Here is a 16,500-nt window from a genome sequence, read left to right on the forward strand (position 1 = left end):
TCATATATTTTTTAATTAAAACGAAAGATTAAGACCTAATGCAAAACGCTTTGGTACGGGGTATCCAAGACTTGTAAAACCAAAAATTGTTATATAATTATCATCGACATCATTGATTGTTGGGTCTACCCCTGTAAATTTTGTAAAAGTCACCAAATTATCTCCCGTTACATAAATATTTGCTCCACGAATACCAACTTTTTCAAATAAAGATTCCGGTAAATTATAAGATAATCTTATATTATTTAACCTTAAATAACTGCCATCTTCTAAATAACGTGTAGAAGTAAGGTTCCCACTTGGGTGGCCTCCTTGTTGTGGTACAGGGTGTGTTGCAATATCTCCTGATTGTTGCCATCTGCTCCATCCATCAGGTAGAGCCATCTGGTTAAACTGTAAATAGAAACCATCTGAATCAAATAAATTACGTGAAGAATTATATAGTTCGGCTCCATAAGAAAAACTCCAATTAGAACTAAGCGTAAAATTCTTATATGTAATATTAGTATTAAAACCTCCAGTAAAATCAGGGTTTGCAGAACCTGCAATTTGTACAGTTGCTTCATTATAATCTGCTGTTGTCGACTTGGTTCCATCCTCATTCACTACTTCGTAAACAGGAGTACCATTTGCAGGGTGTACGCCTAACCATTTTCTCATATAGAACGCCCCAAACTCTTCCCCTTCTCTAATAATGGTATTACCTGCACCAAATATATCTGCACCATCAGGAAGCGCTTTCACTTCATTTTTGTTAAAACTAACATTAAAGCCAGCACTAATACTAAAATCCTCTTTATTTACAATATTTGCCGTCGTTCCTATTTCTATACCTTTATTGGTAACCGATCCAATATTTTCGTATCTCCCACTATAACCCGATAAATCTGGTAAGCGTCTAAAGAATAATAAATCTGAACTTTCTTTGTTATAATAATCGACTGTTAAGTCTACCGCATTAAACAATGTGGCGTCTAAACCAATATTAGATTCCGTTATTTTTTCCCATGATATATTTGGAGTTCCTAATCGGTTAGGCTTAGCGGCAATTGTCCCTGCATATTGAAACTGAACATCGTAAGTCGTTAAAAACGCAAAACCGCCTATTAAATTACCTACAGAGCCATAACTACCTCTTAACTTCAATACATTTATCTCATCTACATTAAAGAAATTTTCTTTGTGTATATTCCAACCAGCTGCTGCTGAGTAAAAGGTTCCATAACGATATTCTGGATCAAAGGCAGATGCCCCATCAACTCTTATAGATCCTTTTACAAAGTATTTACTCTTATAATCGTAATCTGCTGATAATAAAACTGACTGCTGTGCAGATTCACCTGCATTACCATTAATCTGGGCTGCTTCTAAACCTATATTCTGGACTTTTCCGTTAACTAAAATATTCTGGGATTCGGCTTGAAACCATCTTGATGAACTGTCGTTATATTCATAAGCCGCTAAAACATTTATGGTATGGTCATCGCTAAACATATTAGAATATTTTAGCATTTGGTTAGTGAACCTATTTAAAGATCTTGAATTATAGTCGGTAACAGAACCATTAAATGAACGACCAGAATTAGACCTTGGGTCTACATAGCTAAAGCTCTCATAATTGCCCCATCTAAAATTATTAGTAGATATAAATGTTAAATTAGGCAATAATTTATACTCAAAATCAAAACTAGCAAATAAGTCAAAAGATCTGGAATCATTATAATTCCATTGGCGATCATAAAAGAAATTACGCTTGTCTCTACCCAGCCAATCATCACCTTGTGCCTGATTAGCATTTACTACCGATCCATCTTCTGCAAAAGGTAAATCCCAGGGCAAGTTCGTATATGCTTCATACAACGGTGCTTCGTTAACGTGTTCCCTTCTATCAAAAACAAAATAAAGTTTTGGTTTAATAGTTAGTTTATCTGTTATATTATAATCTAAATTAGTACGGAAGTTATATCTATCCAGATCATTACCGATTACCGTACTTTCTTCACTATAGTATCCAGAAGATATTAATAAATTGTGTGTTTCAGTAGCAGCAGTAAACCTTATAGAGGCATCTTTAACAAAGGCATCCTGCGTTGCTCCGTCAACCCAATCGTAATCTCTTTCTAATAAATCTTCAGTAAACCAATCAAATGGATTTCCTAACTGCTCATGAAGATCATATAACTGCTGTGAATTCATGACCTTAAAATTCCCTGGATTGAATTGGTTTAAAGCCGTTTTTAAAAAGACCTCTACTTTAGGTTTTGCCCCTTCAGCTCCTCTCTTGGTAGTTACAATAATGACACCATTTGCAGCTCTGTTACCATATAAAGCAGTAGCAGAAGCATCTTTCAAAACAGACAAACTTGCTATATCATTTGGATTTAATTTAGGATCTGAATTTCCAAAAATTATCCCATCAACAACCCATAATGGCTCATTGTTACCATTACTTATAGACGAACGTCCTCTAATAAAGATATTTGGGGACGACCCAGGAGCACCACTACTTGGTAAAACCTGAACCCCTGATACTTTACCTTGCAGCATAGTGGCTACTTCTGGAGTGGTAACATCAGTTAATTTATCTGCCTTTACTTCTACCACAGAAGAGGTTAATGTTTCTTTTTTCTGTGTTCCGTAAGCAACAACTACAACCTCTTGCAATAAATCTACATCTTCCTTAAGGACAACATCAATAACTGTTTGGCCACTTACAGGAATCTCTTGTGTGCCATACCCAACATAAGAAAACGATAAAATATCGTTTTCGTTAACAGTAATTTTATAATTACCATCAAAATCTGATGTCACGCCCCTAGAGGTTCCTTTTACAATTACAGTAGCTCCCGCTAATGGCATCCCAGTCTGGTCTTTTACCTGCCCCGTTACTTCCAGCTCTTGGACTTCTACCTTCGATTCGGTTGTATTTGAAACAACATCTGCCTTTTTCTTTTTCTTCAAGACAATTTGGGTTCCTCTTACTTTAAACGAAGTGTGTGTGCTACCGAACAAGTTTGTCAAAAAATCATCAATAGCAGTTTCTTTCGCTTTTACGCTTACTTTACGGTTTAAATTAACAAACTTGGTATTGTAAACAAATCTATATTCGGTGGTTGATTCTATTTTATTAATAACGCTTGCTACGGTCATATCCTCTACGTCCAATGTAATTGTCTGAGAATAGGTGTCAATAGCAGACATGCTGAAAAATGAAGCAAAGACCAATAATAAAGTTAATTTCATTTTTAAATCGAGTTTAAGAAAAGGAAGGCACCTCCCTTTTTTCTCATGAAGTTTTTTCATACTTTTAAGGTGTTTAAATAGTGATTACTAATTTTCGTTGGTACTTCACTCAAACTATCGGGAAATGCGGCATCATTTCCCGTTTTTTTTTGAAGTGGTTTAAACTTTTTGGATTGAAGCGAAAATTGATGTATTTGTGACCAGATGAAGGCTTTTTTGAGTGGCATAGCAGGGCTACGTGACGATAAAAAGACAAAATATGGGTGCAAAACGGCAATTTTTTAGCCAATTTGTAAAAGTTTAAATCACTTCTTTATTAAAAACGCGTTTGAAAGTGAATTTTGTTGATTAAATTTCGAGTGGGTTTTTATGTCATACATTTTGGTTTTAATAGGGTTAGTTTATATTGATATTGTTAGTTTATAAATATGGTATTGCCTTTAATATTATACTCAAGCTCGTAACTGTCCCTAAAATAACTTAACACATTCTCCAAGGGCTCTTCTTTAAAATTAGCATAAAAGACCTCTTCATTTAATTGGCTATCGGTTATTATTATATGGACATTATAATAGCGTTCTAGCTTTTTAGCAATATTTTTGAACGGCATATTCCTAAACATCAAGCCCCCTTCCATCCAAGCCGTATAAAGTGACGTATCAACCGTTTCGGTTGTTATTTTTTGAAGCCCCTTATTAAGAGCCCCTTTAGTACCCGGTGTTATTGTTGTGCTTTCCCTTAACGACATTGCATCTGTATATAAACCTACCGAACCTTCAACAAGAACAACATCGGTTGTAGTATCCTCTGGATAGGCAGAAACATTGAATTCCGTACCCAAAACCTGAACGTTCAGATTTTCGGCGTTAACTACAAATGGATACTCTGTATCTTCTGTTACGTCAAAATATGCTTCACCGTTAAGAAAAACTTGTCTTGTTTTTTCTCCTTTTAAAAATTTAACAGGATATTTTAACGATGTTCCTGCATTTAAATGAACCTTCGTTCCATCAGACAGCTGCACTTCAAAACGTTTTCCATAAGGAACCGTTAAAGTATTGTATACCAGCTTATCTTTTGTCATATCGTTACTATAAGTTAGCTGTCCGCCATTTTGTTTACCAATTACGTTACCGTCTTCATCGACCACCTGTGTGGAACCATCTTCCTTAATAACCTTAATATTACCATTGTCCAATTGCAGCGTTATACTTTCTTCTGGTATTACAGGTATTGGTTTGCTTGTAAAATATCCTTTCTGGTAAACAAAGCCAATCCCTAAAAGTACTATAGCTATCGCAGCATATTTCATTACGCCCATAACTTTACGCAATCGATACACGCGCTTCTCTTTACTTATATATTCTAGTAATCGCTTATTAGAAAGTTCCTCATTAAAAGTTTTAAGGCTAAAGTCTACAGCATAATTAACTTCTACATAAGCCATAAATTCCTTTACGTGCTCTGGATCCTCAAGCCATGCTTTCAACGCTTCAAGCTCTAACAATGAAGCCTGTTTTGTGAAGTATTTTGCTATAAGTGTTTGGGTCTTTTGAGATATCATTTCTTCTTAATCTATAGCACTATAACGTTATAATTTTACATTACCCTAACTTTTATCTTAACTTTTTTTTATTTTCGCTTTGTTTGATACCTAAATTATTATCGTTTCGTTAATTAATATGGAATTGTCTTTCACAAATGACATCGCGCTTATTAAATCATTAAAGAAGGGAGACCCTAAAGCCTATACCTTTTTGGTTAAAACTTACCATCATAAACTTTGTGTCTATACTTATAGCTTAACCAACGACAACGATCAATCTGAAGACATTGTTCAAAACGTATTTGTTAAAATCTGGAAAAAACGCAACAAGCTCAAAGATGATTTTTCGGTTAAAAACTATCTATATAAAATGGTATATAACGAGTTTATCGATCAATACCGCAAACAAAAAATAACCTTATCTCTAGAAAAAAAACATATAGAAGCATTAAGTACCATTATAGAAGAAAAAGACGAAAAATCATTGGAGCGACTCATAGCTATTGTTAAACAAGAGATAGACAATTTGCCACCTAAATGCAAAAGGACATTTTTATTAAGCAAAGAAGAAGGACTTACCAATATAGAAATTGCAGAATATTTAAATGTTTCCATCAAAACTGTTGAAGCCCACATAAGTAAGGCGTTCGTATTACTACGTAAAGCAGTTGGCCATAAAGTAAACGGTATTTTGTTTTTATTGTTTGGAAACAGTAAGAAAGTAAGTGGTTAAACATATTTGTGCCCTACAAATAAACATCATAGCCCAATCACTTTATCAGTACTTTCTTTTTAAAACTACTTTTTGGTGCTTCACAAAGTGAACACACATAATCGTCATGAAGATTTTCAAAAGGTGTTTTTGGCTCTATATTTTGGGTAATATCTCCATACACTTCATTATATACCGTTAAGCAATCGTTACATTGGTATACAATTTCTTGTTTCTTCTCTTTAGTGGTATTCGCTTCAGGTTTTTCTATTTCCTTCTCGGTTCCCAATTGTTCAAAATACAACTGACTTAACTCCATTAACAAACCCGGTAATTCCACCATGTCTACATCCTGAACATGCATAACGTACTCTCTCGTATTAGGATCAAAATTCTTTGCATATAATAAATTATAAGTATCCCTAACAACAAAATCCCCCTGTAGTTTAGGTTGTTTATTCTTTTCCACAACAATAGAGGTAAAATAATAAGCATTGTTTTCGTAGTTGGTAATTCCAAACGTTAGCCCATAAGTACTTATATCGTTCTGGTCGAAATTGGTAACCAAATATTTTTTTAAACTCAAAGCATCTGCATCTGCTACTGGAAGGTGCCAATTCAACTCCAACATAGAATGGCGCACATTTATTCCGTACTTACCCAAAAACTTTTCCCATTGCAATTTTGTTTGCACTGGAATCCCTTTAACAATAAAAGATTTCCAAGGAGTTATGGAAATTTTACCAATCTTGCTTTCTGCACACAAATCGCACATAGCCTTAAGAAAATCCAAATCGTACCTATTGTTCCTCCAATAGAGCCCTAACCAATATTTATCCATACCAATACGGTTCATACCTTCATAGTAAGGAAAAGGATAAAAAGGTACTTCTAAAGGGGCATCTACCGTACGGTTATTCGTGTCGACAGCATCGCTAACAAGCTCAAAGACGGTTTCAATAGTTTCCGGCTCTTCTTGTAAAACATTTTCAATAGCCAATTCTATCTTATCAAGATCCCAACTGTAAATAAGTGCTGGGTACATTTGCGTTTTTTTCCATTCTGGCAACCTTATGTACAAATACCAATAATCTTCATGCTCTGAAGCTATAAAATTAACATGACCTGTAAACAAAGGCACCAAACGCTGTTTGGGGTCCGTTATATTCACACGTAGCCTAAGATTGTGCTTAAACTGCTCCAATATATATAAATACCTGTCACCCGTAAGCCAAGAGGTACTTGGAAATATATCGGCCGACACATAAGACGATACTATATTTTCTGTACTGGTTTTATTAGGCTCAACCACTTGAATTTTATCAAATGCAACCAATCGTTCCTGATCAATTTTATCGGGGAATATAACATCTTGTCGTGAACCAAAAGAAATCGCATCCAACCCCAAATTTTCAGCCGTCTCACAAATGTATTTTAGTTCCGCTGGAGACAACACTCCACCGTTAATTATTAATCTGTTTAATTCCTTCATTTGGTTTCTTATCTTTTTAAACGGCTCCAGACACCTTAATTCGACCACTGAAGCTTATGCCTTTCTTTAAACTAGCACTTTAGCATTATTAAGCAACTCCCTTACTTCTGTTTTACAACTTCCACATCCCAAACCAGCGCCAGTAGTGTTGCATAGCTCTGTAAAATTAGTACATCCACTATCAATAGCTTGCTGTATATTCCCAGCACCAACCTGGCTACACGAGCAGACCAACTTACCAAGTACCGGTTTGTTATTAGAAGTACCACGCAACAAAGTATTCCGCTTATCAGACATCTCTATTTTACTCTCAATCATGGTCTTAAATTCGGCAAACTCATTTTTGTCACCCATTAATACAGCTCCAATCAACAAATCATCCTTAACAATACATTTTTTGTAATAACGCTTAGAAATATCCATAAAAATAACCTCCTCATAACTTGCATCATTTTCGGGTACATTAATATCCCCTATACTGCATAAATTAAGATCGTTGAATTTTAAAATATTCATCAATACCGAACCATGATACGAACAACTAATGTCGCCCGCTATAAAATTAGCCAAAATAGCAGCCTGTTCTTCCGCCGCAGAAGTAATACCAAACAATTGGTTGTTATATTCGGCTATTTCGCCTATTGCAAAAATATCGGGATTCGAGGATTGCAAATGCTGATTCACTTTTACACCACGACCACAAAGGATGCCATTCTCCCTGGCTATTTCCACATTAGGTATGGTTCCTATAGCATAAACAATAGCATTAGCCGTTATAAACTTGCCACTCTTTAAAGTAATATTAAGTTCGCCAGTATCGTCATCATCAAACACGGTACTCACCTCATTATCAAAATAAATCTGGATACCGCGTTCCTGAACATCCAAAGCAAGCAACTTACTCGATACTTTATCCAACTGACGCTCCATAAGTCGTGATGCCCGTTGTATAATAGTTACTTTAACTTGCTTATGCTTAAGAGCTGCTGCTAACTCCAAGCCCAACAAGCCACCTCCAACAATCACAACATGCTGCTGATCGGCTGGTAAGTTGGTAGCCTCCAAATAGGCCTTAAAGCGATCGGCATCCTCTTTATTACGCATGGTAAAGCGACCCAGCAAATCTATTTGAACATCTTTAGGAATAAATGCACGACTCCCAGTAGCCAAAATCAATTTATCGAAGCTATGTATTTCGCCATGGCTATCGGTAACTTCCTTTAACTTGGTATCTATCTTGGTAATATATGTTTTAGAATGCGTATAAACATCCAATTTATTTAATTCACCTTGCTTTATTTTTAACAACTGCTCCCAACTTAATTCTTCAGTAACATATTCTGGTAACAAGACTCTGTTATAAAATAAATTGGATTCCTTTGAAAACACATGGATTTCATCTTGCTCATTGTGTTCCCTATAATTCTGAATAAACCGAAACGATGAAGCACCAGCACCTACAATAATTATTTTTTCAATCGGCTTTTTATATTTTGACACAGAAACCGTTGTGAATTTAAAATCGGGTTCTTTCGATTGCGGATCAACGTGGGTATTTGTTAAATTATTAGCGCGGTTTAAATCGCTTTGAAGTTGTTTTCCCCAATGCATGGGTAGGAATACCACGCCTTTCTTTATGGCATCCGTTACTTTTGCCCGCACCCGCACAACACCATTTTTACTTTTTATTTCCGTTATATCCCCATCCTTTACTTTATTTAAATAAGCATCAACTGGATTGATCTCCAAAACAGGAGTGGGATAATGTGTTTTTAACCTAGATACCTTCCCTGTACGTGTCATGGTATGCCACTGATCACGAACACGGCCTGTTGTTAGTATAAGCGGAAAGTCTTCAGTTGGCATCTCCGAAGTATTCAATACCTGATCTGGCACATTGAATACTGCCTTTTGTGATGGTGTATAAAACTTTTTGTCGGCAAACAATCTTGAAGTTCCTGAGTGCCTGTATTCTGGAACTGGCCACTGAAACGTCCCTTCATTTTTTAAGCGATCGTAATTTAAATAAGATACATCAATATTAGTGCCTTTGGTCATTTCGCAGTACTCATCGTAAATTTCTTCTGCGCTGTTGTAGTTAAATCCACGAAAGCCCATACGCTGTGCAAAATCACAAAATATTTCAACATCTGGGCGTGCTTCTCCGGGAGCATTAACTGCTTTGGGTAAGTATGAAATACGCCGTTCAGAATTCGTCATAGTACCTTCCTTTTCTAACCATCCGGCTGCTGGCAATACCAAATCCGCATAAGCCACAGTATCCGATCGATGGGAAATATCCTGGACCACTACAAATTTAGCTTGCTTTAAAGCTTTTTCAATACGATGTGTATTTGGTAAACTCACCAACGGATTTGTACAAGCAATCCAAACGGCCTTTAATTTTCCACTCTCAAGAGCTTCAAACATTTCGGTAGCCGTATATCCCGGTTTGTCAGAAATACGATCCACTCCCCAAAACTGAGCCACCTCACGACGGTGCTCCTCATTCTGTAAATCTTTGTGAACAGCTAATAAATTAGCCATACCCCCTACTTCACGACCTCCCATAGCATTGGGCTGTCCGGTCAAAGAAAAGGGACCAGAACCTGGTTTGCCCACCTGACCGGTAATTAGCGATAAATTCAACAACGCCAAGTTTTTATTAACACCAACCACACTTTGGTTAAGCCCCATGGCCCACATGCTTATAAAACCTTTTGACAACCCAATAATATCTGCAGCCTTCCTAATATCTTTTTCCGGGACGCCACATAACTTAGAAGCCTTCTTTACCGAAACAGAAAAGATTTGTTCCTTGTAATCCTTAAACCCTTCAGTATGATTCTTTATAAAGTCATCATCAATCAATCCCCGCTCAAATAAACGTCTGCCAATAGCATTGTAAAGTATAATATCCGTACCTGGAAGCAATTGCAAATGCAGATCGGCAAAATTGGCAGAATCCGTTTTTCGGGGATCGACCACTATAATTTGAACGTCTGGATTTTGTTCTTTATGCTTTTCTATACGTCTAAAAAGGATAGGATGGCACCAGGCAGGGTTAGCACCTGTTATAAGGAAACAATCGGCCAATTCGATGTCTTCATATGAAGTTGGCACGCTGTCTTCTCCAAACGTTTTTTTATAACCAACAACTGCCGAACTCATACATAATCTTGAATTCGTATCGATGTTATTAGTTCCCAAAAAGCCCTTAGTAAGCTTATTGGCTATATAATATTCCTCTGTTAAACTTTGACCGGATACGTAAAAACCAACACTATCGGGACCATACTTTTTAATAACAGATTTAAAAACGCTACTAGCCCTATCCAAAGCAGCATCCCAACTCACACGTTCACGTGGGTGTGACCGACTCCAACGCATTTCCGGGTATAGAATTCTATCAGAAATATCATTTACCACATAGTGCAAGTTCATTCCCTTGGAACAAAGCATTCCTTTGTTTACCGGGTGGTCTTTATCGCCTTCAACAAAAATCTTATTATTAATGTCTTTTTTGACAACAATTCCACAACCTACCCCACAGTACGAACAAGTCGTTTTAACCTCATTATTAAACATTTACACTTGCGTTTTATACGAATTAAAAAAAATTAACAACACCAAACAAGAGCAGGTATTTATTATTCCCAATACCTTAAAAAAGAACCGTTAAATCTCTAAATTGGCAAAAAACGGCACTTAATAATTAGCTTTTTACAGGAACCAATGCTCCAACAGATTGTTTTAACTCCATCTTGGCCACTTTTTCATCCTTACTAGAAAACCGAATAGCCAATGCCACCATACCAGTCATTACCACTATAATACCTATTATAAAATATCCTTGCGAAACAGCATCCGAAGCTGCTGCTGCCTGTGCAGTATTTATAGCATCCTCGCCCAAACCTTGACTAGCAGTTATTGCTGCTTTCTCTGCTATTGCCGATTTCGATTTAAGTAGTAAAGCCGCTAAAAAAGCCCCTACGTTACCCCCTGCCCCTACAATACCAGATACGGCTCCTATTGCTTTCTTATTTATAAATGGCACTACTGAAAATGTAGCACCTTCGGCCATTTGCACCGACAAACTAAACAAAATCAAAAATACGATCCCTAGTACAATACTGCTTGTCGTAGAAAAAGTAACCAGTATAATACCCTGTAGTGTTAACATAAAAGATAAAAACAAGACACGCCCTCGCAAACCTTTTAGCTTGCCAAACTTATCACCAAAAAAGCCCCCTAATGTTCTTGCAAAAATATTCATTAGGGCAAAAGATAATACAATGTTACCTGCTGTAATGCGCTCTAAATGAAACGTATTTTGTAAGTAATCATCCATCGTACCGTATACGGTAAGTTCTATCCCGAAGCAAGACGCATAGACCAAAAACAGAATCCATATTCTGTAATCGGTTATAACCTCCATAAACTTTATTTGCGTCTTTTTTACAACAACCGCTTCCCCCGCGGTTCTTAGTTCTTTAAAGTTACCCTCTGGTGTATCCTGTGTAAAAAAGTAATACACCAATCCCATTAAAAAACATATCACACCTGCAATCACCATCGCATAACGCCACGCTTCCGATTCTGCAACACCAAAACCTACAACAGCCGCCGCAATTAAAGGCATTCCCAATCGGTTAGCGCCTCCTCCCAAATTCCCCCATCCCGCAGAAGTTGCATTAGCGGTTCCTACTACATTAGGAGCAAACATTAATGACGTGTGTACTTGTGTTATAACAAATGAAGCCCCTATAAAACCAATAAACAACCTACATATTAAAAATTGAAGTGGCGTTTGTACCAAGCCACATAAAACAACCGGGATAGCCCCAAGCATTAAAAGAAACGTATAACACAAACGAGGACCATATTTGTCGCATAATTTACCTATAAGCAAACGTGCGAAAACAGTTCCCGAAACTGCTAATATAATCGAGTTCCACTTTTGGTCGGGCGTTAATCCCAAATCCTTAACCACATCAGGCATAAAGGGCACTATACCAAACCATGCGAAAAAACACATGAAAAATGAAATAGACGTAATCCAAAATGTACGTATCGGAATCGCTTTAAAATCCAGTAAATTTAGTTTTGTTGCCTTGGTTGCACTTAGATTTGTCATAACTTATAAATTTTATACGTACAAATCTAAGTATAAATACGTAACAAACACAATCCAAATACGTATTCATTTAATAATTATAAATATGATAATTATAAAAAGCCCCAATTAAGAATCCGTTAAAAAGACAGCCCCTAAACAGTAAAAAAAACACTTAATCTACCAACAACAACATTAACTAACCATTTCTTTACTTAGCAAATAACACCCTACCAGTATTGATTTAAAATTGCTTGAATAAAGCGCAGCTATTTTTTACTTGGCGACAAAGAAAACACAAGTGTGACAAAGTTACGGTTAAGCCCTATTTTACAGCACTCTCGTAAAAAGGCAAACTTTAGTAAGTAATTTTAATATTAGCAATAAGATTTCTAAGTTAACAGCCTGTATGTTATTTCAGAAGGAGCCAATAAAGTGAAACAACACACAAAAGCGCATAGTTTTAACTAAATTTGAGGTCTATAAATCAAACCAACTGGTACTCTTTTGCCTTATCCATAAGCTCTTTAAGATTTTTTACATCCATTTTTTTCATCAAATTAAAACGATGTACCTCAGCCGTTCGCTTACTAATATTGAGTTCTTCGGCAATATCTTTATTGATCTTTAATTGAAGTACAAGCTCTAAAATTTGCTTTTCACGCTTGGTAAGGTGAAATGGTGCCTCAACACTAGGTTTAGGCGGACTCACCCTACTTACATTACCACTTATAAAGTTATTCATAATAATAGACGAGATATCTCCTGTAAAATACTTACCACCAGAAGCCACTTTATTTAGCGCTTTAATAAATTCGTCTTTACTAGCCCCCTTTAACAAATAACCGTCTGCCCCCGCCTGAATAGCCTGTACTACATACTCTTCAGAATCATGCATAGAAAGCACCAACGTCCGTACATCGTTATAGCTATTATTGATAGCCCTTACTACTTCAATGCCATTCATTTCGGGCATACGAATGTCTACAACCAAAACATGAGGCTTATTGTTTTTAACAACTTCCAATGCTTCCTTTCCATTTGAAGCCTCGTCAATAACCTCAATACCCGATTGATCTTCTAAAAGTGCCTTAATACCATCCCTTACCAGTTCGTGGTCATCTGCTAAAACTACATGAATAACATCCATAAATTATTGTTTAATAAACTATCTTTAGGTTGCCCCAGATAGTTATAAGAAAAATACTTTTAATTTCGAGGCAAACTCAAAACAATAAAGAATTTCTTGAAACGAACTATCCCCGACGCTGAGCGTCGAGGAATTCTTTTTGATTAAAACCCCGATTATCGCGTAAGTACAAAACTACTGAATTTTACGTAATACTACGTAACCCTTACAAAGGAATATTTAAAGTCACTCGTGTTCCTTTACCCGGCTCTGAACTAAGAAATAAACGCCCATTTATATAAGTAATGCGCTCTTGCATAAAGGTCATGCCCATTCCCCCATCACCATTTTTGACATGCTTTACTTTATCTGGGTCAAACCCCTTACCATTATCATCAATCACAATACTCAACAAGTTTTCACTATGCGCCAGAGATACCAATATATGCGTGGAATCTGCATATTTTATAGCATTATTAATAGCTTCCTGCGTGATCCTGTATATGTTAATTTCCGTTAGGGAATCCAAACGTTGGTTAAAATTGGTCTTATTGTAAAACACAATTTGTTTTCCGGTAAGCTTAGATAACTCTTGCGTAAGCTTAGTAATAGCAGGGACAATACCATGATCGGTAAGCTCTGGAGGTGTTAAATTAAAGGTTGCCGTTCTTACCCCCTTAATAATATTGGTTGTCAATTCCTTTAAGTGATCAATCTTTGAAGCTGTTTTTTCAATATCCGAAATATCGATACTCTCCAGATTGTATTTTAACCCTGTAAGCATCTGTCCAATACCATCATGGACATCCTTTGCAATACGGTTTTGCTCCTTTTCCTGATTTTCAATAATCTTACTGGAAATGATCTTTTGCTGACTCATTTTTTCCTCAAAACGCGTCTTGGTTAAGTGTTCAATTTCCAACTGAGCTTCTTTTCGCTCAGTAATCTCCGAAGCTATAATGAGTAACTCCGATGTATCATCGGTGGGATTAAAAGGAATGATAGCCATTTCCAGCCAAATTCCTTCACCGTCCTTTGTGGTTGCTTTTACCTCGCCTTGCCAACCTGTTTTTTTATGCTTTGAAATCAAATCGTCTATAATCATCCGTTCATTTTCATGGATGGATAGGATTTCAGAAAAATTAGCACTTGCCTTAAATCTATTAAACTTAAAAAGCCGGGAAAATTTATTTCCCATATGCACGACACTTCCATTGGACAAAATACGAGCAAACAAAAGTGTTTCGTCCATAGCATGGCTCAAAGCACGCAATTCCTTAATGGATTTTTCCTTAGCCACACTTAGCACATCAGCATCATAAGCCATTTTCTTAGCTTTTTTTTCTGCAACAAGCAGCTCTGTCAAGGTCTGTTTTACACTCTTTGCTGTTGGCCAGAAAATAAAAAGAAATTCGAAAAGCAATATTAAAAGAGTTAGCGCTGTTAGCAATAGCTCTAAACGCCTTAACCAATTTACTTTTTCATCAGCTTCCCTATCATACTGGTTAACAATTTTATCCATTACAGACAAAAAATCAGCTTCAGTTTTCTTTATAGTGGTAATATCATCAACATAAGAACCAATTTTAAACGTCGGCCGTTCCTCAATCGTTTCAACAATACGTTTTGAAGCCTCGCTAATGGTTTTAAAGGATACATTCAGCCTTTTAAACAAATTAGTAACAACCACACTGTTATTACCAGGCAATCCTAAGCTATCATTTCCGCTTTGTAGCGACTCATGTGACACTTGCCACAAAGCCAGTGTTGCTTTAATGCTGTCCTTGATCCTTAAAGCTTTACCCAAATCATCTTCAGCTGCCAAAGAAACGATTTCCTTGGTTAGCTTCTGACTTAGCATACGCTGCCTTCCCGCTACATTTATGACTGTTGAATCACTTTCTTGATCGCGCAAATGCTTTCTTATAAGCACTTGACTAACCACCACCGAAAGTGCAATAGTACTTAAGGCAATAACATATAAACGGCTTAACTTATCGAACGTTCGCTGATCTAAAGAATTCCCATTTTTACGCATTGCCCTTTTACTTGTTAAGCGATAGCTTGTTTAATTAAAGATAAATCTTTCTCCGAAAATTTAAGTTTTAAGGCAGCCTCATGGCCTGCTTCCGACATTTTCCCCCAGGTTTTCTTTAAAATATCGATCACCTTTTCGTCAACATGCTTAGCTGCAAACTCCTCGAAGTAATAATCAAGGAACACCAAACATATGACATCCTCTAAGGTTTGGCTCCCTTCATCTTTCTTAATCAGCTTTTTATTAATTAAAAAAGCAACACGCTCTATAAAGTCTTCCTCATACCCAACTTCTTTTAAAATCTCCGACGTTAAATCGGCATGCATTCTTTTAAGGGTCTCGCGCCATTTCAAATACCCAACGCGATCCATTGGATAGTCGTCCCTTGGTATTTTCCAACGACAAATATGCTGTGCCCTTGCCGCTATTTGAAGTGCTTCGGATGCATCTGGTTTAAACTGCAACAATTTTTGGGTCATGCGTTGCGAATACAACAGCTCTTTAGAAAAAGCAATGTCGTTCACCTGGTAAGTGTTAATATCTTCTGAATTTTTATTATCTATTAATATAATAGCACTTTCAAATCGTGTTGGTTTCATAATTCCGTTATTCGTTAATCTATAAAGCCAATATACACATTTCCATCTTTTATTTTAACAGGATAGGTTGCAATTTTCAGATCTTCTCCTCCTAAATTCGACCCGTCTTCCAAAGAGAAATTCTTTTTGTGCATAGGACATGCAACCTTAGGCACACCATCCTTATCCCCTATCATCCCTAAGGACAAGACCATCTCCATTTTATGTGGACACAAATTCTGGCAGGCATACCACTTGTTGGTTCTGGTAAAATTATAAACAGCTATCTGCTTGGATTTGTACTTTATACAAGCTCCGCTGTTCTCCGGAAAATCGGATACCCCACCAACTTTAAACCATGTTTTCACACTATCCCCTCTTACTGTCTGGTATTGTTCAAGAATATTTTCCATAATTATAATATGTTATTTCTAAATTATTTCTGGCCATTTTCACAAAGGCCAGGCTTTTCATTATATGCTTATATGTTAATGTGTTGATGCGTTTATGCCTTGAACCGAAGCTTCCAATAACAGTTAAACAATTACACGATTAAACAGCTAAAATGTTTATGCGTTGATGCGTTTATTTGTTGAACCAAAGTTTCCAATTAAACAGCTTAACAATTCCACGATTAAACGATTAC

Annotated in this window: 10 protein-coding genes; 1 reads left to right on the forward strand and 9 read right to left on the reverse strand. The window is 36.5% G+C overall.

What is annotated here, in order from left to right:
• Positions 1-15 precede the first annotated feature (15 nt).
• Together ABD792_RS12080 and ABD792_RS12085 are read right to left on the reverse strand one after the other, a co-directional pair.
• On the reverse strand, positions 16-3,243 hold the full coding sequence (locus ABD792_RS12080) for a TonB-dependent receptor (protein ID WP_345006372.1): 3,228 nt from the start codon (positions 3,241-3,243) through the stop codon (positions 16-18).
• A gap of 415 nt (positions 3,244-3,658) precedes the next feature.
• A complete protein-coding gene (locus ABD792_RS12085; RefSeq protein WP_345006374.1) occupies positions 3,659-4,807 on the reverse strand; it encodes a FecR family protein in 1,149 nt (382 codons plus the stop codon).
• 118 nt (positions 4,808-4,925) lie between these two features.
• Between ABD792_RS12085 and ABD792_RS12090 the strand changes: the two genes are divergently transcribed.
• Complete coding sequence (locus tag ABD792_RS12090) at positions 4,926-5,522, forward strand: RNA polymerase sigma factor (protein ID WP_345006376.1); 597 nt, start codon at positions 4,926-4,928, stop codon at positions 5,520-5,522.
• 37 nt (positions 5,523-5,559) lie between these two features.
• Here ABD792_RS12090 and ABD792_RS12095 read toward each other — a convergent pair whose 3' ends face one another.
• From ABD792_RS12095 to nirD, 7 genes are all read right to left on the reverse strand, one after another.
• Complete coding sequence (locus ABD792_RS12095; protein ID WP_345006377.1) at positions 5,560-6,993, reverse strand: rubredoxin; 1,434 nt, start codon at positions 6,991-6,993, stop codon at positions 5,560-5,562.
• A 66-nt stretch (positions 6,994-7,059) separates the two neighbouring features.
• A complete protein-coding gene (locus tag ABD792_RS12100) occupies positions 7,060-10,581 on the reverse strand; it encodes a molybdopterin-dependent oxidoreductase (RefSeq protein ID WP_345006378.1) in 3,522 nt (1,173 codons plus the stop codon).
• 127 nt (positions 10,582-10,708) lie between these two features.
• The gene (locus ABD792_RS12105; protein ID WP_345006380.1) at positions 10,709-12,130 is read right to left on the reverse strand and encodes an MFS transporter; all 1,422 of its coding nucleotides are present in this window, start codon (positions 12,128-12,130) and stop codon (positions 10,709-10,711) included.
• A gap of 466 nt (positions 12,131-12,596) precedes the next feature.
• Complete coding sequence (locus ABD792_RS12110; protein ID WP_345006381.1) at positions 12,597-13,259, reverse strand: response regulator; 663 nt, start codon at positions 13,257-13,259, stop codon at positions 12,597-12,599.
• Between the two features lie 205 nt (positions 13,260-13,464).
• The gene (locus tag ABD792_RS12115; RefSeq protein WP_345006383.1) at positions 13,465-15,276 is read right to left on the reverse strand and encodes a sensor histidine kinase; all 1,812 of its coding nucleotides are present in this window, start codon (positions 15,274-15,276) and stop codon (positions 13,465-13,467) included.
• 14 nt (positions 15,277-15,290) lie between these two features.
• Entirely contained in the window at positions 15,291-15,875 is a 585-nt protein-coding gene (locus ABD792_RS12120) for a DUF4202 domain-containing protein (RefSeq protein ID WP_345006385.1), read from the reverse strand.
• A 14-nt stretch (positions 15,876-15,889) separates the two neighbouring features.
• Entirely contained in the window at positions 15,890-16,267 is a 378-nt protein-coding gene (gene nirD, locus ABD792_RS12125) for a nitrite reductase small subunit NirD (protein WP_345006386.1), read from the reverse strand.
• Between the last annotated feature and the right edge of the window lie 233 nt (positions 16,268-16,500).

The sequence above is a fragment of the Snuella lapsa genome (assembly GCF_039539345.1).
Lineage (GTDB): Bacteria > Bacteroidota > Bacteroidia > Flavobacteriales > Flavobacteriaceae > Snuella > Snuella lapsa.

Bases quoted from the DNA above. Each gene is read 5' to 3' on its own strand.
- ABD792_RS12080 (WP_345006372.1), bottom strand. From the start codon at position 3,243: ATGAAATTAACTTTATTATTGGTCTTTGCTTCATTTTTCAGCATGTCT.
- ABD792_RS12085 (WP_345006374.1), bottom strand. From the start codon at position 4,807: ATGATATCTCAAAAGACCCAAACACTTATAGCAAAATACTTCACAAAA.
- ABD792_RS12090 (WP_345006376.1), top strand. From the start codon at position 4,926: ATGGAATTGTCTTTCACAAATGACATCGCGCTTATTAAATCATTAAAG.
- ABD792_RS12095 (WP_345006377.1), bottom strand. From the start codon at position 6,993: ATGAAGGAATTAAACAGATTAATAATTAACGGTGGAGTGTTGTCTCCA.
- ABD792_RS12100 (WP_345006378.1), bottom strand. From the start codon at position 10,581: ATGTTTAATAATGAGGTTAAAACGACTTGTTCGTACTGTGGGGTAGGT.
- ABD792_RS12105 (WP_345006380.1), bottom strand. From the start codon at position 12,130: ATGACAAATCTAAGTGCAACCAAGGCAACAAAACTAAATTTACTGGAT.
- ABD792_RS12110 (WP_345006381.1), bottom strand. From the start codon at position 13,259: ATGGATGTTATTCATGTAGTTTTAGCAGATGACCACGAACTGGTAAGG.
- ABD792_RS12115 (WP_345006383.1), bottom strand. From the start codon at position 15,276: ATGCGTAAAAATGGGAATTCTTTAGATCAGCGAACGTTCGATAAGTTA.
- ABD792_RS12120 (WP_345006385.1), bottom strand. From the start codon at position 15,875: ATGAAACCAACACGATTTGAAAGTGCTATTATATTAATAGATAATAAA.
- nirD (WP_345006386.1), bottom strand. From the start codon at position 16,267: ATGGAAAATATTCTTGAACAATACCAGACAGTAAGAGGGGATAGTGTG.